The 18,795-nt window shown below is 66.8% G+C and carries 18 protein-coding genes; 10 read left to right on the forward strand and 8 right to left on the reverse strand.

Annotated features, from left to right (window positions below; all coding sequences use genetic code 11):
* The first annotated feature begins 134 nt into the window (after positions 1 to 134).
* The gene (locus LXE91_RS00635) at positions 135 to 590 is read left to right on the forward strand and encodes a VOC family protein (RefSeq protein WP_039370381.1); all 456 of its coding nucleotides are present in this window, start codon (positions 135 to 137) and stop codon (positions 588 to 590) included.
* A gap of 67 nt (positions 591 to 657) precedes the next feature.
* Here LXE91_RS00635 and mctP read toward each other — a convergent pair whose 3' ends face one another.
* From mctP to LXE91_RS00650, 3 genes are all read right to left on the reverse strand, one after another.
* Entirely contained in the window at positions 658 to 2,208 is a 1,551-nt protein-coding gene (gene mctP / locus LXE91_RS00640; protein ID WP_039370375.1) for a monocarboxylate uptake permease MctP, read from the reverse strand.
* Positions 2,205 to 2,447: a DUF3311 domain-containing protein gene (locus tag LXE91_RS00645; protein ID WP_011352801.1), complete on the reverse strand. Its 243-nt coding sequence runs from the start codon at positions 2,445 to 2,447 to the stop codon at positions 2,205 to 2,207. Before LXE91_RS00645 ends, mctP begins: the two co-directional genes overlap by 4 nt.
* Before the next feature lie 198 nt (positions 2,448 to 2,645).
* Positions 2,646 to 3,563 (reverse strand): class I SAM-dependent methyltransferase, encoded by a 918-nt coding sequence (locus LXE91_RS00650; protein WP_039370372.1) that lies wholly within the window; start codon positions 3,561 to 3,563, stop codon positions 2,646 to 2,648.
* A 143-nt stretch (positions 3,564 to 3,706) separates the two neighbouring features.
* Here LXE91_RS00650 and LXE91_RS00655 point away from each other — a divergent pair, with 143 nt between their 5' ends.
* Together LXE91_RS00655 and LXE91_RS00660 are read left to right on the forward strand one after the other, a co-directional pair.
* Positions 3,707 to 3,961 carry a hypothetical protein gene (locus LXE91_RS00655; RefSeq protein WP_039370370.1) on the forward strand — a complete coding sequence of 85 codons (255 nt, stop codon included), beginning with the start codon at positions 3,707 to 3,709 and terminating at the stop codon, positions 3,959 to 3,961.
* Between the two features lie 299 nt (positions 3,962 to 4,260).
* Positions 4,261 to 4,962 carry a hypothetical protein gene (locus LXE91_RS00660; RefSeq protein WP_141716936.1) on the forward strand — a complete coding sequence of 234 codons (702 nt, stop codon included), beginning with the start codon at positions 4,261 to 4,263 and terminating at the stop codon, positions 4,960 to 4,962.
* 92 nt (positions 4,963 to 5,054) lie between these two features.
* On the opposite strand, the gene LXE91_RS00665 is transcribed toward LXE91_RS00660, so the two are convergent.
* The 4 genes from LXE91_RS00665 to LXE91_RS00680 form a co-directional block, all read right to left on the reverse strand.
* On the reverse strand, positions 5,055 to 5,531 hold the full coding sequence (locus LXE91_RS00665; RefSeq protein WP_039370365.1) for a DNA-deoxyinosine glycosylase: 477 nt from the start codon (positions 5,529 to 5,531) through the stop codon (positions 5,055 to 5,057).
* A complete protein-coding gene (locus tag LXE91_RS00670) occupies positions 5,531 to 6,127 on the reverse strand; it encodes a chorismate--pyruvate lyase family protein (protein WP_039370667.1) in 597 nt (198 codons plus the stop codon). Before LXE91_RS00670 ends, LXE91_RS00665 begins: the two co-directional genes overlap by 1 nt.
* A gap of 8 nt (positions 6,128 to 6,135) precedes the next feature.
* Positions 6,136 to 8,034, reverse strand: a complete 1,899-nt coding sequence (gene htpG / locus LXE91_RS00675; protein WP_039370363.1) for a molecular chaperone HtpG — start codon at positions 8,032 to 8,034, stop codon at positions 6,136 to 6,138.
* Between the two features lie 158 nt (positions 8,035 to 8,192).
* Positions 8,193 to 9,653, reverse strand: coding sequence for an aminotransferase-like domain-containing protein (locus LXE91_RS00680; RefSeq protein ID WP_039370360.1), 1,461 nt, complete (start codon positions 9,651 to 9,653; stop codon positions 8,193 to 8,195).
* Between the two features lie 229 nt (positions 9,654 to 9,882).
* Between LXE91_RS00680 and LXE91_RS00685 the strand changes: the two genes are divergently transcribed.
* From LXE91_RS00685 to LXE91_RS00715, 7 genes are all read left to right on the forward strand, one after another.
* A complete protein-coding gene (locus LXE91_RS00685; protein WP_039370358.1) occupies positions 9,883 to 10,575 on the forward strand; it encodes a VOC family protein in 693 nt (230 codons plus the stop codon).
* Between the two features lie 56 nt (positions 10,576 to 10,631).
* The gene (locus LXE91_RS00690; RefSeq protein ID WP_039370357.1) at positions 10,632 to 11,540 is read left to right on the forward strand and encodes a DMT family transporter; all 909 of its coding nucleotides are present in this window, start codon (positions 10,632 to 10,634) and stop codon (positions 11,538 to 11,540) included.
* A gap of 165 nt (positions 11,541 to 11,705) precedes the next feature.
* Positions 11,706 to 12,887 carry an aminotransferase-like domain-containing protein gene (locus LXE91_RS00695; RefSeq protein ID WP_039370355.1) on the forward strand — a complete coding sequence of 394 codons (1,182 nt, stop codon included), beginning with the start codon at positions 11,706 to 11,708 and terminating at the stop codon, positions 12,885 to 12,887.
* Positions 12,888 to 12,929: 42 nt separating this feature from the next.
* A complete protein-coding gene (locus LXE91_RS00700; RefSeq protein WP_011352811.1) occupies positions 12,930 to 13,388 on the forward strand; it encodes a RidA family protein in 459 nt (152 codons plus the stop codon).
* 13 nt (positions 13,389 to 13,401) lie between these two features.
* A complete protein-coding gene (locus LXE91_RS00705; protein WP_039370353.1) occupies positions 13,402 to 14,283 on the forward strand; it encodes a PhzF family phenazine biosynthesis protein in 882 nt (293 codons plus the stop codon).
* A 217-nt stretch (positions 14,284 to 14,500) separates the two neighbouring features.
* Positions 14,501 to 16,840, forward strand: a complete 2,340-nt coding sequence (locus tag LXE91_RS00710; RefSeq protein WP_039370351.1) for a bifunctional diguanylate cyclase/phosphodiesterase — start codon at positions 14,501 to 14,503, stop codon at positions 16,838 to 16,840.
* Positions 16,841 to 17,042: 202 nt separating this feature from the next.
* Positions 17,043 to 18,251: a chromate transporter gene (locus LXE91_RS00715; protein WP_039370348.1), complete on the forward strand. Its 1,209-nt coding sequence runs from the start codon at positions 17,043 to 17,045 to the stop codon at positions 18,249 to 18,251.
* Positions 18,252 to 18,308: 57 nt separating this feature from the next.
* On the opposite strand, the gene LXE91_RS00720 is transcribed toward LXE91_RS00715, so the two are convergent.
* Complete coding sequence (locus tag LXE91_RS00720; protein ID WP_039370664.1) at positions 18,309 to 18,755, reverse strand: multidrug/biocide efflux PACE transporter; 447 nt, start codon at positions 18,753 to 18,755, stop codon at positions 18,309 to 18,311.
* Positions 18,756 to 18,795: the final 40 nt, after the last annotated feature.

The following is an 18,795-nucleotide window of genomic DNA, read 5'->3' on the forward strand; positions in this document are numbered from 1 at the left end:
CGTCAAGCACGCGCACTACAATCCACGTCACGGGTGCGTCGGCCGCTTCCCGACGCGCCCTTTTCCAGTCAGTCTTGCTCGACGCCGAATCCGCGCGGATGCGCAGGGCGGCGCCCTCAATACAGGAGACAACGATGCAAGTCCAACCGTACCTGACGTTCTACGGTCGCGCCGACGAAGCCCTTCAGTTCTACGAAAAGGCGCTCGGTGCGAAGACGATGTTCAAGATGCACTTCAAGGATGCGCCGCCGAATCCCGACTACACGATTACGCCGGAGATGGCCGACAAGGTGATGCACGCGAGCTTCACGATCGGCGACTCGATGATCATGTGCTCGGATGGCGACTGCAGCCAGCCCGGCGGCGGCATGCACGCCGGCTATTCGCTGTCGCTGAACCCGGCGACGGTCGAGGAAGGCCAGAAGCTGTTCAATGCGCTCGCCGACGGCGGCGAAGTGACGATGCCGTTCGGCAAGACGTTCTGGGCGCTCGGCTTCGGGATGGCGAAGGATCGTTTCGGCGTGCACTGGATGGTCAACGTCGAGGATCTCTCGCAGCGCGAGAACCTCGCGGAGCGCGCGCAGGGATAACACGAAAGACAAAGCCCGCCACCTTGCCGGTGGCGGGCTTTGTCATTGCGTGGCCGTGCAGGCAGCGTCAGCCTTCCACCACGTCGAGATAGTCCTCCGGCCGCGTGCGATCCTCCGCATGCGCGATGCCCATCACGCGCACCAGCACGCTCACCACCACCGCCACCACCAGGTTCACGACCAGCGACCACACGGCCGCATAGCCGGGAATCGCGAGGCCGAACAGGTGAATCGTGAAGATCGAGCTGGCCAGCTTCAGCGAGATCGCCATCCACGTGCCGCACACGATGCCGGCCGCCCAGCCGGCCAGCAGGCCGCGATGGTCGAGCACGCGCGTGTACAGGCCGAGCACGATCGCGGGCAGCGTCTGGATGATCCAGATCCCGCCGAGCAGCTGCAGCTGGATCGCATAGGTCAGCGGCAGCCCGAGGATGAACGCGACCGCACCGACCTTCACGATCAGCGACACGAGCTTCGCGACGTGCGTTTCCTGATCGTGCGACATGTTGCGGTTCACGAACTCGCGGTGAATGTTGCGTGTGTACAGGTTCGCGGCCGCGATCGACATGATGGCCGCCGGCACCAGCGCGCCGATGCCGATCGCCGCGAACGCGACGCCGACGAACCACGACGGGAAATACTGGAGGAACAGCGCGGGCACCGCGAAGTTCGGGCCGAACGCCTTGAAGTACGGCGCGTACTGCGGCATGTCCTTCACGCCCGACGCGAGCGCCATGTAGCCGAGCAGCGCGAGCAGGCCGAGCACGAACGAATACGCGGGCAGCATCGCCATGTTGCGGCGGATCGAGTTGCCGGACGACGACGACAGGATCGCCGTCACTGAGTGCGGATACAGGAACAGCGCGAGCGCGGAGCCGATCGCGAGCGTCGCGTACGCGCTGTAGCCGTTCAGGCTCATCGCGTCGGGCGCCTTCAGCAGCAGCTTCGCAGGCGGCACGCTCGCGAAGATGTGCCCGAAGCCGCCGAGCTTCGCGGGAATCACGATGACCGCCGCGGCGATCGTGATGTAGATCAGGATGTCCTTGACGATCGCGATCATCGCAGGCGCGCGCAGGCCCGACGTGTACGTGTACGCGGCGAGGATCGCGAACGCGATGATGAGCGGCAGGTCGCCGACGAAGCCGGTCGTGTCGAAGCCGAGCGCGCCGATCACCACCTCGATGCCGACGAGCTGCAGCGCGATGTACGGCATCGTCGCGACGATGCCCGTCACCGCGATCGCCAACGCGAGCATCCGGCTGCCGTAGCGTGCGTTGACGAAGTCGGCGGCCGTCACGTAGCCGTGCCGCTTCGCGATGCTCCACAGCTTCGGAAACACGACGAACGCGAACGGATAGATCAGGATCGTGTACGGCAACGCGAAGAAGCCCATCGCGCCGGCGCCGAACACGAGCGCGGGCACGGCAACGAACGTGTAGGCGGTGTAGAGGTCGCCGCCGAGCAGGAACCACGTGACGATCGTGCCGAAGCGGCGGCCGCCGAGGCCCCATTCGTCGAGATGGGCGAGATCGCCGCGCCGCCAGTTCGCGGCCAGGAAACCGATGATCGTGACGCCGATGAACAGCAGGACGAAGACGAAGGTTGCGCCGAGATTCATCGCGCACCTCCCTGCGGGCCGCTCGCCTTCCACGCGTTCTTGGTCTTGAAGTACACGAACGCTGTGATCACCGCGCTAATGAAGACCCAAAGCAGCTGGTACCAGTAGAAAAACGGAAAACCCAGCCATTGCGGTTCGATCTTGCTGTACGACGGTACCCAGACCATCGCAATCAGCGGCAGTACCAGCAGCCAGAGCCAGCGCTTCGCGGCCCGGTTGGCGTCGGCATCGTGAGCCATGACGTCTCCTCATCTTTCCCGGTTATCGATCTTGTTGAGCGGGTACGGCGCCGAGAGGAGCGCAAAACGGGTAGGCTGCGGCTCCCCTGGCTTCGCGCCAGTATAGGAGCCGCGGGCACGCGGTCAAGCAGGGGCGAACCCGAGGTGATCCGCCCCTTGTCGCGTGGTTGCACCGGCATGCCGCCGGTGCATGAAGCGTCAGATCGCGAACGAGGTGTCGCGTGCGCCGGTCGTTTCTTTCAAGGCTTTCACCCACTTGCGCGCGGGCAGCTTCAACGTGTCCTCGATCAGCTTCGCGCGTTCGTCGAGCTGCGCGAACGACACGTCGAGCGCGGGGCCCGAGAACGCGATCGCGATCCGGTTGCCGTCATGCACTTCCGGCAGCGCGATCACGCGGTGATCGAACGCCGCGTTCAGGTGCTTCATGTTGCGCACGAAGCTCGGATGATCGCCGAACAGGTTGATCGTCGCGATGCCCGCGTCGGCGAGGCAGCCGCGCACCGCGCGGTAGAACGTGACACTGTCGAGCACGGGGCCGCGCGCGGTCGCGTCGTACAGGTCGATCTGGATCGCGCCCGTCGTGCCGCGGTTGGCCGGATCGTTGACGAAATCCCACGCGTCGGCTTCATGCACGGCGAGACGTGCATCGTCGGGCGGCAGCGCGAACATCGTGCGCGCGGCGACGATCACGGCCGGGTTCAGCTCGACGGCCTCGACCTTCGCGTGCGACAGGAAGCGGTGCGCAAACTTGGTCAGCGCGCCGGTGCCGAGCCCGAGCTGGACGATCCGCTCGGGCGTTTCGAGGAACAGCAGCCACGCCATCATCTGCTGTGCGTACTCGAGCTCGATATGCAGCGGCTTCGAGATCCGCATCGCGCCCTGTACCCACTCGGTGCCGAAGTGCAGGAAGCGCACGCCGCCCTCTTCCGAGAACGTGACGGGTGCGAAGCGCGGCTTGCGCGGCGCTTCGAGCACCGGCACGTCGTCGTGTTCGTCGATCTCCGGACGGCGCTTCACGCGCGGCGGGTGGAGTTTTTCGGAGCCGTTGTACGCGGACGGCTTGCTGCGCTTGGACGCGCGCGCCTCGGCGGACGCGCGCTTGATCAGTCGGGTCATGTGTGAATCTCGCTGGGTGAAGCTGGTTTTAGCGGACGAGAGGATAGCATTGGCGGAGGATGGCGGCCGCGAGACGCGCCCGACTGCACCCAACTCCGAATCCCCCTGGCGATACATGGCATTCATTGCTCGAAGGAGAAAACATGACACCGAACGACAGGAAGATCTGGTTTCCGGCGAAACGCTCCGGCTGGGGATGGGGATTGCCCGTCGCTTGGCAAGGCTGGGTCGTGCTGCTGCTGTTTGCGATCGGGGTAGTTGCAACTGCGCGGCTGGTGCCGCCGCACCGATCGCCGCTTGCATTCGGCGCCTGTATCGCGGTGTTGATCGTGCTGCTGACGGTCGTTTGCTGGCTCAAGGGCGAGAAGCCCGTGTGGAGACGGGGCAAGAACGAATAAGCATCACGCGATGCGGGCGCATTATGCAAATTGCGCCTCGGGCCCATCGGTCCGTCCAATTCCGAGTGGCACATCAGAGTCGCATTCGCCGCCTGCCCAGGCGTTTCCGGCGGCACGATCCGTGATTCCCCGGATCGGCCGATCCTGTACTGTCTCCATCTGATTGCGCATAATCAAATCACGCAACGGCCCACGTCGGTACGGCCCACGATCCATAGTGCAATAGAGACAAGCGAGGTCTTGCCATGACATACGCATTCAGCGCGGCGCTTGTGGCAACGATCAGTGTCGCGGCATTCTTGCTGCCGGGCAGCGCACGGGCCCAGGCAACATCATCGACCATGCAGGCTGCTTCCGCGACAGGCGTCGATGCGGGCTGGATCAAGGGCAAATGGCAGGTCAGCGTCGCGGGCGAGGCGACGGTGCGCACGCTCGACGTTGCCAACCTTCAGGCAAAAGACGGTTTGACGTACACGCTCGATGCGACGTACGGCGTGACGGATACTCAATTGCAGCCGATCGCTGCCGAACTGCATCGAGCCGACGGCAAATGGACGATCGCCATCACGACTCAGATCAGTGCGGCAATATCCGCCGAATCCTCCGACCAAAAGGCATTCTCCGGCACGATCACGTACAAGAACGGCATCAGCAAGCCGCTGACGATCGTCATGGCGAATACGGCTCGCCATTGGCTGAGTCATGACGAAGTCGCGGCCATGCTGATCGGCAAGCGCGTGACCTTCGTACGCCTTCGCGATGGTACCGAGGTGACCTGGCAGCTCGACGATAGCGGCATGCTTTACGCACACAACAGCAAGGGGCAGAGCGACAACGCACGCTGGCAACTGAGTCCGCAGGGCGAGCTCTGCCTGACGTGGAAAGGAAACTCGGGGGACGGGTGCCTGTATGCCTTCCGCGACGGCGACAACGGCTCCGTGATGTTCGCGCCGCAGAAGAATTCGGTATCGCAACCTTGGTCGAAGGTCGTGTCACCGTGAATGAAGTGGCGCACCGGCGTGACGCGGCACCAGCGGGCAAAGTGGGGCCCCGGTGCGCCCCCTTCGGATCATGTCGCTTCGAAGAATTGCGGTCAGAAAGGAATCGCTCGCCACTGCGCGAGCTTCTGCTCGAACGTCAGCATGGCATTCGCCGGGCTCGACGAAGGCAGCACGAGCGTGTCGTACCCCGCCGCGCCGATCACCTCCGCAAACCGCCCCGCCCTCTTGCCGTTGAAACACACGCGCTTGAGCAACGGTGCATGCTCGCGCAACGACGCGAAATCGTTCGGCTTCGCATGCCGGATCGCCGAATCGAGGCTGCCCTCGCGATGGCACGCGGCCAATACATCCCAGATCCCGATCCCGTGCGACAGCACACGCTCGAGCCGCGCGTCGTACGCGAACTCGTGCAGCCCGTGCTCGCCGAGCACCGCACCCAACAATCGCCAGAACTGGTTGCGCGGATGCGCGTAATACTGCGCGGCATCGAGCGACGCCTCGCCCGGAAAACTGCCGAGGATCATCGTGTGCGTATTCGGCGCGACGACCGGCGGAAAGCCTTGCAGCATCACACTGCTCCGCGCGGCCCGACGGATCCCGGCCCGTCGCCGTGCGCATCGAGATGGCGCCACAGCGCCGGCAGCATGCACTCGGTGACCATCAACGGCTTGCCGTGACGCTGGAACACCGAGCGCCGCGCGGCGAACGAATGCGGCGCGCGCGCCCCGCCAAGCGCATGGGTCGCCAGCGCATACAGCGGATGGCCGGCGATCACGCGCCGGCTGACGAGCGCCGAACGCTCGACCTGCGGATCGCTGTACAACAATTCCGCCAGCGGCCGCGTGCGCAGCCGCCGCATCGCCTGCCACACGCCTTTGCTCGCCGCGAGCGGCGCGATGCTGTGCGCGGCGACGAACGGCGTGCCGTCGACCGACAGGATCACCTCGCGCACCCACATCGGTGCGCGCGGCGCACTGGCGAGCGCGTCCGGCTCGTCGAACCACGGGCAGTCGACGGCCTCGCGCGTCACACGCACATTCACGCGGCCGAGCCGCGCGAGGTGCGCGGTGAGCGATCCGCCGCGCGTCAGCCAGTCGCGCTGGTCGAGCGTGCAGCCAGGCCGCGGCGTCTCGCGCCAGCCGGCCTGACCGCCGTCGAATCGCATCCGCGCGTTCACGCGGCGCGCGACAGCAGCAGCGCGTTGGTCCGCTTCACGAAGCTTGCCGGATCGTCGAGCATGCCGCCTTCGGCGAGCAGTGCCTGATCGAACAGCAGGTGGCACCAGTCGCCGAAATCGGCGCTGTCGGCGTTCAGTTGCTTCACGAGCGCGTGCTCCGGGTTGATCTCGAGGATCGGCTGCATCGCCGGCGCGTTCTGGCCGGCCGCCTTCAGCATGCGCTGCAGGTAGCCGCTCATGTCGTTGTCGTCGGCAACGAGGCACGACGGCGAATCGGTCAGGCGGAACGTGACACGCACTTCCTTCACCTTGTCGCCGAGCGCTTCCTTCATCTTCTCGACGACCGGCTTGATCGCCTCGCCCGCCTGTTCCTGCGCCTTCTTCTCTTCGTCGTTCAGCTCGCCGAGATCGAGATCGCCACGCGCCACGCTCGCGAGCGGCTTGCCGACGAATTCGTGCAGGAACGACAGCATCCATTCGTCGACGCGATCGGTCAGCAGCAGCACCTCGACGCCCTTCTTGCGGAACACTTCCAGGTGCGGGCTGTTCTTCGCGGCCTGCCACGTATCGGCGGTCACGTAGTAGATCTTGCTCTGCTCGGGCTTCATGCGCGACACGTAGTCGGCGAGCGACACGTCCTGCGCGTCGGTGTCGCCGTGCGTCGATGCGAAGCGCAGCAGCTTCGCGATGCGCTCGCGGTTCGCGTGATCCTCGCCGAGGCCTTCCTTCAGCACCTGGCCGAACGCACCCCAGAACGTCTTGTACTTCTCCTTGCCGGCATCGTCTTCCGCGTTCGCGAGCTCTTCGAGCATCGACAGCGCGCGCTTCGTCACGCCTTCGCGGATCGCCTTCACGTCGCGGCTTTCCTGCAGGATTTCACGCGACACGTTCAGCGGCAGGTCGGCCGAGTCGACGACGCCCTTCACGAAACGCAGGTACTGCGGCAGCAGCTGCTCGGCGTCGTCCATGATGAACACGCGCTTCACGTACAGCTTCAGGCCGCCGCGGTAGTCGCGGTTCCACAGGTCGAACGGCGCGTGCGCCGGGACGAACAGCAGCTGCGTGTATTCGCTGCGACCTTCGACACGGTTATGCGTCCACGTGAGCGGATCCTGGTGATCGTGCGCGATGTGCTGGTAGAACTGCGTGTACTGCTCGTCGGTGACGTCGCTCTTCGAACGCGTCCACAGCGCGCTCGCCTGGTTGACGGTCTCGTCCTCGTCCTTCAGCACCATCTCGCCCTTTTCCTGATCCCATTCTTCCTTCTGCATCAGGATCGGCAGCGCGATGTGGTCGGAATACTTCTGGATGATCGACTTAAGGCGATGCGACGACAGCAGTTCGTCCTCGCCTTCGCGCAGGTGCAGCGTGATCGTGGTGCCGCGCTGCGCGCGCTCGATCGCGTCGATCGTGAAATCGCCCTCGCCCGCGCTTTCCCAGCGCACGGCTTCGCTCGCCGGCAGGCCGGCGCGGCGCGTCTCGACGGTGATCTTGTCCGCGACGATGAAGCCCGAGTAGAAGCCGACGCCGAACTGGCCGATCAGCGCCGCATCCTTCTGCTGGTCGCCGGACAGCTTCGTGAAGAATTCCTTGGTGCCCGAACGCGCGATTGTGCCGAGGTTCGCGATCGCCTCGTCGCGGCTCATGCCGATGCCGTTGTCGTCGATCGTGATCGTGCGCGCGGCCTTGTCGTAGCCGATGCGGATGCGCAGGTTCGGATCGTTCTCGTACAGCGCGTTGTCCGCGAGCCCTTCGAAACGCAGCTTGTCGGCCGCGTCGGACGCATTCGACACCAGTTCGCGCAGGAAAATTTCCTTGTTGCTGTAGAGCGAATGGATCATCAGGTGGAGGAGTTGCTTGACCTCTGCCTGAAAGCTCATCGTTTCGTGTGCCATGGATGCTGTTTCCTCTTACTTGAACTGGAAAGGGGTGACGCCGGCGCCCGGCGCGCGATGCCGGCGGACCCATGAAGGACGACCGCCTGGCGCCAGCGGTTTGCGCGCGTATCTGGGGACGGCGCGCGGCATTTCAAGAGCCGGCCTGCCGCGCCGCGTCACGACGCGCGCCGCACCGCCGAATCGATATAGCGCGCGAGCAGCCCGGGGAGCGCCGGATCGCCGCAATTCGCGACGTTGAAGCGCATCCACGTGGACGGCGATTGCTGCGGCGAGAACAGGCTGCCCGGCGTCAGCAGGAAGCCGGCTTCGTGCGCGACCGCCGCGAGCGCGTCCGAATCGACGCCCGTGTCGGCCCACAGGAACATCCCGGCCGCCGGCATCGTGAAGAGCCCGAGCCCCGTGCGCTCGAGCATCCGCGCGGTCTTGTCGCGCACGCCGTCGAGCCGCGCGCGCAGCCGCTCGACGTGGCGCCGGTAATGCCCTTCGGTCAGGATCTTGTACAGCACGCGCTCGTTGAGCTCGGGTGTCGTCATCCCGACCAGCATCTTCTGGTCGGTGACCGCCTTCGCGATCTCCGGCGCGCAGGCCACGTAGCCGACCCGCAGGTTCGCCGCGAGCGTCTTCGAATAGCTGCCGAGATAGATCACGCGCTTCAACTGGTCGAGGCTTGCGAGGCGCGTGGCCGGATAGCTGGGCGGGCACAGGTCGCCGTACACGTCGTCCTCGACGACGAGGAAATCGTAGGCCTCCGCGAGCTTCAGGATCCGGAACGCCTGCGCGGCCGACAGCGACGTGCCGGTCGGGTTCTGCAGCACCGAATTGATCACGAGCATCTTCGGCCGCCACATCTGCACCAGGGTTTCGAGCGCGTCGAGGTCGGGGCCGTCGGGCGTGTACGGCATCCCGACCAGCTGCGCGCCCTGCGCCGCAAAGCGGCCGAACATCTGGAACCACGCGGGATCGCCGACGATCACCGCATCGCCCGGCCGCATGTAGATCCGCGAGATCAGGTCGATCGCCTGCGTGATGCCGGACACCAGCACGATCTGTTCGGGCTTCGCGCCGATCTCGACTTCGGCGAGGCGCGTCTGCAGTTGCTGACGCAGCGGCAGGAAGCCCTGCGCGGTGCCGAAGCCGAGCATCTGTGCGCCCGACTGGCGCCCGAGCGCGCGCAGCGCGCCGGTGATCAGCTCGCCGTCGAGCCAGCGGCCCGGCAGGTAGCCGAGGCCCGGGCCCTTCTCCGGGCTGACGGTGTGCAGCATGTTGCGCAGCAGCCAGACGACGTCGATCGTGTTGTGCACGGGCGCGGCCTCGGCCACACGGGCGACGCTGTCGGCCGGCTGCGGGCCGGCGGCCGTGCGCTCGCGCACGTAGAAGCCGGAGCCGCGCCGCGAGTCGAGGTAGCCCTGCGCGACGAGACGCTCGTACGCCTCGACGACGGTGAAGCGCGACACGCTCTTGTCGAGCGCGAGCTTGCGGATCGACGGCATCCGCATGCCGGGCCGGAACACGCGCTCGTCGATACGCCGTCGCGCCCACTGGACAAGCTGGTCGACGAGCGTGAGCGTGGCCGTGTCGTGCGGCGCGGGAATCTGGGCGAGTGGAACGGTGGACATGGGCGGCAGCTCCAACTGTACCGAAGGCTATCGCGCCGATTGTACCGTTACTGTGCCGGTAGCGACGATTACAGTTGACCGGAATGGCGGCCGTGCGGCCACCGTTCCGGCTCCGCCGCACCTGGCTCCGTGCCCGCCGCCCCGCATCGCGGCCGGTACGCCGGCCGGTCCGGCTACCCCGGGCGCATCGCCTGCCCACCATGACACTTTCGCTTCCCGACCGACGTTCATGCCAGCCCGCTCCCTGACACTCGACCATCTCGTGATCGCCGCGCGCACCCTCGACGAAGGCGTCCGCCATGTCGCCGACGCCCTCGGCATCGAACCGGCCGGCGGCGGCCGCCATCCGCTGATGCGGACCCACAATGCGCTGTTCGGCGCGTGGGGCGGGCTCTACCTCGAAGTGATCGCGGTCGATCCCGACGCGCCGGTGCCGAACGACGGCGCGCAGCCGCCGCGCGCGCGCCTGTTCGGGCTCGACGACCCGGCCATGCACGCGCGGCTCGCGCAGGGCCCGTTTCTCGCGCACTGGGTCGCGCGCGTCGACCGTCCGCGCCAGCTCGCGCTGTGGCAGCGCCAATACCCGGCGCGCATCCCGCCGATCGTCGCAATGCGGCGCGGCGACCTGAGTTGGGGCCTCACGGTGCCGGACGACGGCACGTTCCCCGCATGGCAAGGCGCGGGCGACGGCCTCCTGCCGTCGCTGATCCAGTGGGACAGCGCGCGCCATCCGGCCGAATCGCTGCCGGGCGACGGCGTCGCGCTGAAGGCACTCAAGGGCACCCACCCGCGTGCGGACACGATCCGTGAGCAGCTCGACTGGCTCGGCGCCGCCCACCTGCTCGACCTCGACACCGCCGACGGCCCGCCCGCGCTGGTTGCCGAATTCGACACGCCGCAGGGCGCGCACACGCTGCGCTGAACACCCCGCCCCCCCCTGAACGACACCAATACCGGCAACACGGAGACAACCCTCACATGAATTCGCGCGAAACCCGGGGCATGCTGCTCGGCCTCATCGGCGTGATGATCTTCAGCCTGACGCTGCCGATGACGCGGATCGTCGTCTCCGAACTCCATCCGCTGCTCAACGGGCTCGGCCGCGCGCTTGCCGCCGCGGTACCGGCCGGCCTGCTGCTGTGGTGGCGCCGCGAGCCGCTGCCGACCCGCGCGCAACTGAAAAGCCTCGCGATCACGTCGCTCGGCGTGATCATCGCGTACCCGGTGTTCTCCGCGTGGGCGATGAAATCGGTCCCGGCCTCGCACGGCGCGGTGGTCAACGGGCTGCAACCGCTGTTCGTCGCGCTGTATGCGGCCTGGCTGTCGCACGAGCGGCCGTCGAAGGCGTTCTGGGCCAGCGCGGTGGCCGGCAGCGCGCTCGTGATCGCGTTTGCGCTGCGCGACGGCGGCGGCACCGTGCAGGCCGGCGACGCGCTGATGCTCGTCGCGGTCGGCATCGGCGCGTTGGGCTATGCGGAAGGCGCGCGCCTCGCGCGCCAGATCGGCGGCTGGCAGGTGATCTGCTGGGCGCTCGTCGTGTCCGCGCCGTTCCTCGTGCTGCCGGTCGGCTGGCTCGCGTGGATGCAGCATGCCGCGCATCCGGGCCCGCTCGCGTTGCGCACGTGGCTCGCCTTCGGCTACGTGACCCTCTTTTCGCAATTCATCGGCTTTTTCGCGTGGTATGCGGGGCTCGCGATGGGCGGCATCGCGCGCGTCGGCCAGGTGCAATTGCTGCAGATTTTCTTCACGATCGCCTTTTCCGCGCTGCTGTTCGGCGAAACGGTGACGCCGTCGACGTGGCTGTTCGCAGCCGCGGTGATCGCCACCGTGGTGCTCGGGCGCCGCTCGGCGGTCGCCACCGCCGCGCAACCGGCTCGCGCCGGCTGAACAGCTGCGCCATAATGGGCGTTTTGCCTGATCGGTTTGCCTGACTGGCCGTGCCCACCCAGCCGCGAAGGCTCGATCGCGCTCGCGCCCGCCCACCCGGCGGCGTCGAAGCGATTTGCCCGAGCGACCTTTCTTGACTGACCACGATATCCGAACGAGGAGACTATGAATCCGAGCGACCTGCATCCGCCGCACTGGCAGCTTTCCGAACGCGCACGCAAGCTGACGAGCTCTGCGATCCGCGAAATCCTGAAGGTCACGGAGCGCCCCGAGGTCATCTCGTTCGCCGGCGGCCTGCCCGCCCCTGCCACGTTCCCGGCCGAACGCATGCGCGCCGCCGCCGATCGCGTGCTGCGCGACGCGCCGGCCGCCGCGCTCCAGTACAGCGCGACCGAAGGCTACCTGCCGCTGCGCGAATGGATCGCCGAACGCTACAGCGTGCGCGTGTCGCAGGTGCTGATCACGACCGGTTCGCAGCAGGCGCTCGACCTGCTCGGCAAGGCGCTCGTCGATCCGGGCAGCCCGATCCTCGTCGAAACCCCGACCTACCTCGGCGCGCTGCAGTCGTTCTCGCTGTACGAGCCGCGCTATGTGCAGGTGCCGACCGACGAGCAGGGCCTGCTGCCGGCCGGTCTGACGCCCGAACTCACGCAAGGCGCGCGCCTGCTGTACGCACAGCCGAACTTCCAGAACCCGACCGGCCGCCGCCTGCCCGTCGAGCGCCGCCGCGCGCTCGCCGCGTTCGCGCAGTCGAGCCCGTTCCCGGTGCTGGAAGACGATCCGTACGGCGCGCTGAACTACCGCGGCGAGCCGCTGCCGACGATGCTGTCGATGGCGCCCGATCACATCGTGCACCTCGGCACGTTCTCGAAGGTGCTCGCACCGGGCCTGCGGATCGGCTACATCATTGCGCCCGAGGAACTCCACTTCAAGCTCGTGCAGGCCAAGCAGGCCACCGACCTGCACACGCCGACGCTCACGCAGCGCATCGCGCACGAAGTGATCAAGGACGGCTTCCTCGACGAGCACATCCCGACGATCCGCGAGCTGTACAGCGCGCAGTGCGACGCGATGCTCGGCGCGCTCGAGCGCCACATGCCGGAAGGCGTCACGTGGAACCGCCCGGAAGGCGGGATGTTCATCTGGGTGAACCTGCCCGCGCAGATCGACAGCATGAAGCTGCTCGCCGCGGCCGTCGACAATCACGTCGCGTTCGTGCCGGGCGCACCATTCTTCGCGGACAACGCACAGCAGAACACGCTGCGCCTGTCGTTCGTGACGGTGCCGCCCGAGAAGATCGAGGAAGGCGTCGCGCGCCTCGGCAAGCTGCTGCGCGAACGTCTCTGATCCCCTTTTTCCTGTCACGACTCTCTACGAGGAATCGAATCCATGGCTAACGTCTACGACAAGCTGAAGTCGCTCGGCATCGAGCTCCCGACCGCCGGCGCACCGGCCGCCGCCTACGTGATGAGCGCGCAGACCGGCAACACGGTCTTCCTGTCGGGCCACATCGCGAAGAAGGACGGCAAGGTCTGGGCCGGCAAGCTCGGCGCGGATCTGCAGACGGAAGACGGCAAGGCCGCCGCCCGCTCGATCGCGATCGACCTGCTCGCGACGCTGCACGCGCACACCGGCGACCTGAACAAGGTCACGCGCATCGTCAAGCTGATGAGCCTCGTCAACTCGACGCTCGACTTCACCGAACAGCACGTCGTGACGAACGGCGCGTCGGAACTGATCGCGGAAGTGTTCGGCGACGCCGGCAAGCACGCGCGCTCGGCATTCGGCGTGGCGCAGATCCCGCTCGGCGCGTGCGTCGAGATCGAGCTGATCGCCGAAGTTGCGTAACGAACGCAGCACGATGCCCGGGCGTCTCGTCCGTTTCAGGCAGGTCGACGTGTTCACGTCGGTGCCGTTCAAGGGCAACGCGCTCGCCGTGGTGTTCGACGCCGATTCGCTCGGCGACGACGACATGCTCGCGATCGCCCGCTGGACGAACCTGTCGGAAACGACGTTCCTCTGCACGCCGACCGATCCGGAAGCCGACTACCGCGTCCGGATCTTCACGACGGAGGGCGAACTGCCGTTCGCCGGCCACCCGACGCTAGGCACCGCGCATGCGTTCCTGGAAAGCGGCGCACAGCCGCGTACGCCGGGCCGGCTGATCCAGCAGTGCGGGGTCGGCCGGGTCGCGCTGCGCGAGCAGGCCGACGGCTGGGCGTTCGCCGCGCCGCCGGCTCGCGTCACACCGCTCGACCGTTCGGACTATGCGGCGCTGGCTGCCGCATTGCGCAGCGACACGCTCGATCTCGATGCCGAGCCGTGCGCGGTCGACAACGGCGCGCCATGGCTGGTCGTGCGGCTGAAGTCGGCCGATGCCTGCATCGGCCTGACGCCCGATCCGGCCGCACTGGCGGCACTCACGCGCCGCTACGGCACGGACGGCGTCGCGGTCTACGCGCCGCACGCCGAAGGCGGCCCCGCGACGTTCGAGATCCGCTGCCTGATGACGGGCGGCAATTTCGGCTTCGGCGAAGATCCCGTCACCGGCAGCGCAAACGCCGCGCTCGCCGGGCTGCTGACGCGGCAGGAGCGCCGCCCCGGTCGGTCGTACACGGCCCGCCAGGGTACGGCGATCGGCCGCGACGGCCGCATCTTCGTCAGCTATGACGAAGACGGCACCACGTGGATCGGCGGCCATGTCGTCACCGTCGTCGACGGCACCTTCCTGTCACCCGCCTGACATTTCGCGATGTGCGATGGCGCCGGGCCGCCCGGCGCCCCTACGATTCGCCCAACTATCGCAAAAACGTTCCAGCCAGTAATATCGGGCCTAATCCGTTGTTTCGGAGGTCTGTCCATGGTTGCGTGTCCCGCGAACGAACAGACGTCGGGACAATCCCAACCATAGTCAGCCATCCAGACGGATGACGCACGCGAGCAGGACGCCACCCTCTTCGATGAGCTCCGCCCGGTCCAACCACACGCCGCCGACCCGGCCGCTACGCGCGCCGCGCAAATCGCGCCGGCGTGCGCTATTTGCGATCCCGCTGCTCGGGATGCTGGCGCTCGCGCTGCTGTGGGCCGTGATCATCGCGCGTCTGTCGGTGGAAAAGGACAGCGCGTACAAGGAAGCAGCGGCTTCCGCCGCGATCCTGTCCTCCGCGCTCGAGCAGCATACGGTCAAGGCGATCCACCAGGTCGACCAGATCACCCGCTTCGTCAAGTTCGAATTCGAGAAAGCGCCCGCCCGCTTCAACCTCGCCAGCGCCGTCGAGAAAGGCGTCGTGCCGAGCGACACGCTGATCCAGGTGTCGCTCGTCAACGCGAAGGGCATCCTGTTCGCGAACACGGCCGAGCTGCATCCGCAGCCGATCAACCTGTCCGACCGCGAGCACTTCAAGGTCCACCTCGCGCACAACGACGACCGCCTGTTCATCAGCAAGCCCGTACTCGGCCGCGTGTCTAGCCACTGGACGCTGCAGATGACGCGGCGCCTGAACAATCCGGACGGCAGCTTCGCGGGCATCGTCGTCGTGTCGGAAGACCCGAGCTACTTCACCAACGACTTCTACAACAACGCGGCGATCGGCAAGGAAGGCGTGATCGCGGTCGTGTCGGATACCGGCACGGTGCTCGCGCGGCGCACGGGCTCGGTCAGCAACGCGCCCGGCGCGTTTTCCGCGTCGGGTGTTTACCCGATCGCCGAGCGCGTGACGGGCACGATCATCGACCCGATCGACGGCGTGACGCGCATCGTGTCGTACCGCCACCTCGACGGCTACCCGCTCGCGGTGATGGTCGGGCTGTCGCAAACCGAGGAATTCGCGGACTACTACCATACGCGTAACGTCTACCTGCTGATGACGAGCTTCATCACGCTCGCGATGCTCGCGTTCTTCGGCGTCGCGACGGGCCTGATCGGGAAGCTGCTCGGCCGTGAGCGCGAAATGACGCAGCTCGCCGAATACGACCTGCTCACCGGCCTCGCGAACCGCTATGCGACGCTGCGCGGGCTGCGCAACGACGTGTCGATGCCGGCGAGCCTGTCGCGGCTCGGGCTGCTGTTCATCGACCTCGACAACTTCAAGACCGTCAACGACACGCTCGGCCACAACGCCGGCGACATCGTGCTGCAGATGACCGCGTCGCGCCTGTCCGATGCGGTCGGCGACGAAGGCTCGCTCGCGCGCATCGGCGGCGACGAGTTCGTCGTGGTGATGAAGGGCGACGACGTCGAGCGGCGCGCGGTGCGGCTCGCGGAAGCGATCATCCGGATGTTCGGCGAACCGTTCGACGTGCGCGGCAGCTCGTTCGTGCTGCATGCGAGCATCGGCATCGCGCTGCACACGGTCGCGAACGAGAGCGAGATCGACCTGCTGAAGAAAGCCGATCTCGCGATGTACAGCGCGAAGGATGCCGGCAAGAACTGCTACCAGTTCTATGCGCCGCACCTGTCGCACCGCGCCGACCACCTGATGCGCTGGGAGCAGCAACTGCGCGTCGCGCTCGCCGAGGGGCAGCTGTTCCTCGCGTACCAGCCGAAGATCGACCTCACGCACCGCCACATCACCGGCTTCGAGGCGCTCGCGCGCTGGGATCACCCCGAGCACGGGATCATCTCCGCGAACGAATTCATTTCGATTGCCGAATCCACCGGCCTGATCGTGCCGATCGGCGACTTCGTGATCCGCACCGCGTGCGAGCAGATCGCGCGCTGGCGCGACGACGGCCACGACACGCTGACGCTCGCGGTGAACATTTCGCCCGTGCAGTTCTGGCGCGGCGACCTGATCGAGACGATCTCGCAGGCGCTACAGGACACCGGCATCGACGCGAACCGGCTCGAGATCGAGATCACCGAGACCGCGATGATGGAATATCCGGAGCTCGTGTCGGAGAAGATCGTCGCGTTGAAGAAGCTCGGCATCCGCATCGCGCTCGACGATTTCGGCACCGGCTACTCGTCGCTGTCGTACCTGCACCGCTTCTCGGTCGACACGCTGAAGGTCGACCGCTCGTTCGTGCAGGCGATCCCGAACGATCGCAGCGTGTGCGTGATGGTGTCGTCGATCGTGCATCTCGCGCGTTCGCTCGGCCTGACCGTCGTCGTCGAAGGCACGGAAACCGAGGAGCAGATCACATGGCTGGCCGCGCTCGGCGAGATCGAGGCGCAAGGCTTCCTGTTCTCGCGACCGGTGCCGGCCGACGCGATTCCCGCGCTGATCGCACGCTTCGGCGTGCGTGGCGACGCGCCGAACGTAATCGCGCACCGCGCGACCGGCAGCACGGGCGCGTAAGCACGCTGCGGCCGCGGCCTGGGCGGCGATTGCGCGCGCCGTCATTGTTTCGTTTTCCGATCCGATCGTTTAGTTCATGAACTAGCGTTTTCGCGCATGGCAGTGTCACGATGCGCGGCGGACAATCGGGAGGGCCAACGTGTCGGCGGGCCGCCGGCATGGCTACACGCGAGAGATCGGGCCCCGCGCTCACACCACCAACATGACTACCGTCGAAATCGAAGCGACCGCTGATATCGAACAGGCGCAGGCGTCCCTGTGGGACCTGTTCAAGGTCGTCGCCAGCATTTCGGCGGTCTCGTGGGGCGGGCTGTCGATGATGGCGCAGCTCGAACGCCACTACGTGGAGCGGCTGAAGCGCATCGAGCCCAACGTCTTCGGCGACCTCGTCGCACTTGCCTGGCTGGTGCCGGGCCCCGTGGGCTGCAATGTCGCGATACAGGTCGGCCAGATACTGCACGGCCGCGTCGGCGCATGGGTGGCCGGCATCGCGAGCGTGCTGCCCTTCTCCCTGCTGATGACGCTGTTCGCGATCTTCTATCGCACGCCGTTCGTGCGCTCGCTGGCCGCGCCGATGCTGATCAACCACTTCGGGATGGTGCTCGCCGCGCTGATCGGCGTCACGTGGGTCAAGCAGCTGCGCTCGCTCGCGCGCACGCGGCACGAACAGCTGATCGCCGCGTTGTCGACGATTCTGCTCGGATTCGCGCATAATCCGGCCGCCTTCGTCGGGATTCTGTTCGCCGCATTCGCGGCCGGCTGGCTGACGGGGCCGCCGCAACGCGACGCGGTCGATTTCACGCTGTCGACCCGCGACCGCAACCTGCTCGTGCTGCTCGGCGTGCTCGTCACGCTGTTTGCGGTGCCGCTGCCCGGCGACTACCAGGCGACGCTGCTGTGGCCGCGTCTCGCCGGCGCCGGCATGACGCTGTTCGGCGGCGGCTTTTCCGCACTGCCCGTGCTCAAGACGCTGTTCGTCACGCCCGCAACGGGCATCTCCGACCACGACTTCACGCTTGCGTTCGCGCTGTCCCCGGTCGCGCCGGGGCCGCTGCTGAACGTCGTCCCGTTTCTCGGCTACCTGACCGACGGCTGGGTCGGCGCGCTGCTCGCGACGGCCGCACTGTTCATTCCGTCGGGATGCCTCGTCGTGTTTGCGCAGAACCATCTGTTCCGACTCAAGCGCCATTCACGCTTCGAGCACGGGATGCGGCTGCTACGTGCGGCGACCACGGGTTTTCTCGTCGTCGCCGTCGTGAGAATCCTGCACCGGGAACCGGTCGACCCCGTTTACTGGCTGACGGGCGCCTTCGCGACGCTGTGCTTTGCGCGCTTCAAGGTGCCCGTCTATGCCGTGTACGGCACGGTCGCGGTTGCGTGCGGCGTGTGGCTGCTGGCCGCCGCGCGCTGACGGGCGGCGGCCGCCGCTCCGCCGGGTTCGACCGGCACTCTCCCGTCCAGCCCGTCCTCAACCTGCCTGCACCGCGACCCGGCGCGCGATCCAGCGGGCGCGCAGCGCGTCGTAAGCGAGGTTGAAGCAGAACGTGTAAGGCAGGAAGAACAGCACGATGCCGAGGTCGAGCAGCAGCGCCTCGACGAGGCTCACGTTCAGCCACCATGCGGCCACCGGCACCACCATCGCGACGAGGCCCAGCTCGAACGTGACCGCATGCGCGATCCGCATCCCGAGCGTGCGGGTCAGCCCCGCGCGACGCTCGAAGCGGTCGAACAGCGTATTGAACGCCATGTTCCATGCCATCGCGATCAGCGACACCATCACCGTCAGCACGCCGACGTGCGACACCGGCATGTCGAGCAGCCACGCGCCGATCGGCGCGCACAGCGCGATCGCGACCAGTTCGAACGTCAGTGCATGCAGCAGCCGTTCCGTCACCGTTTTGTTGACCTGTTTCATGTTTCCCTCCGATTCGTCCACTTCATTCATGGCCGCCATT

Origin of the sequence: Burkholderia contaminans (genome assembly GCF_029633825.1) — a bacterium.
GTDB lineage: Bacteria > Pseudomonadota > Gammaproteobacteria > Burkholderiales > Burkholderiaceae > Burkholderia > Burkholderia contaminans.

What these genes read in the sequence shown, in the direction of transcription:
- LXE91_RS00635 (WP_039370381.1), top strand. Translation starts at nt 135, where the DNA reads ATGCAAGTCCAACCGTACCTGACGTTCTACGGTCGCGCCGACGAAGCC.
- mctP (WP_039370375.1), bottom strand. Translation starts at nt 2,208, where the DNA reads ATGAATCTCGGCGCAACCTTCGTCTTCGTCCTGCTGTTCATCGGCGTC.
- LXE91_RS00645 (WP_011352801.1), bottom strand. Translation starts at nt 2,447, where the DNA reads ATGGCTCACGATGCCGACGCCAACCGGGCCGCGAAGCGCTGGCTCTGG.
- LXE91_RS00650 (WP_039370372.1), bottom strand. Translation starts at nt 3,563, where the DNA reads ATGACCCGACTGATCAAGCGCGCGTCCGCCGAGGCGCGCGCGTCCAAG.
- LXE91_RS00655 (WP_039370370.1), top strand. Translation starts at nt 3,707, where the DNA reads ATGACACCGAACGACAGGAAGATCTGGTTTCCGGCGAAACGCTCCGGC.
- LXE91_RS00665 (WP_039370365.1), bottom strand. Translation starts at nt 5,531, where the DNA reads ATGCTGCAAGGCTTTCCGCCGGTCGTCGCGCCGAATACGCACACGATG.
- LXE91_RS00670 (WP_039370667.1), bottom strand. Translation starts at nt 6,127, where the DNA reads ATGCGATTCGACGGCGGTCAGGCCGGCTGGCGCGAGACGCCGCGGCCT.
- htpG (WP_039370363.1), bottom strand. Translation starts at nt 8,034, where the DNA reads ATGGCACACGAAACGATGAGCTTTCAGGCAGAGGTCAAGCAACTCCTC.
- LXE91_RS00680 (WP_039370360.1), bottom strand. Translation starts at nt 9,653, where the DNA reads ATGTCCACCGTTCCACTCGCCCAGATTCCCGCGCCGCACGACACGGCC.
- LXE91_RS00685 (WP_039370358.1), top strand. Translation starts at nt 9,883, where the DNA reads ATGCCAGCCCGCTCCCTGACACTCGACCATCTCGTGATCGCCGCGCGC.
- LXE91_RS00690 (WP_039370357.1), top strand. Translation starts at nt 10,632, where the DNA reads ATGAATTCGCGCGAAACCCGGGGCATGCTGCTCGGCCTCATCGGCGTG.
- LXE91_RS00695 (WP_039370355.1), top strand. Translation starts at nt 11,706, where the DNA reads ATGAATCCGAGCGACCTGCATCCGCCGCACTGGCAGCTTTCCGAACGC.
- LXE91_RS00700 (WP_011352811.1), top strand. Translation starts at nt 12,930, where the DNA reads ATGGCTAACGTCTACGACAAGCTGAAGTCGCTCGGCATCGAGCTCCCG.
- LXE91_RS00705 (WP_039370353.1), top strand. Translation starts at nt 13,402, where the DNA reads ATGCCCGGGCGTCTCGTCCGTTTCAGGCAGGTCGACGTGTTCACGTCG.
- LXE91_RS00710 (WP_039370351.1), top strand. Translation starts at nt 14,501, where the DNA reads ATGAGCTCCGCCCGGTCCAACCACACGCCGCCGACCCGGCCGCTACGC.
- LXE91_RS00715 (WP_039370348.1), top strand. Translation starts at nt 17,043, where the DNA reads ATGACTACCGTCGAAATCGAAGCGACCGCTGATATCGAACAGGCGCAG.
- LXE91_RS00720 (WP_039370664.1), bottom strand. Translation starts at nt 18,755, where the DNA reads ATGAAACAGGTCAACAAAACGGTGACGGAACGGCTGCTGCATGCACTG.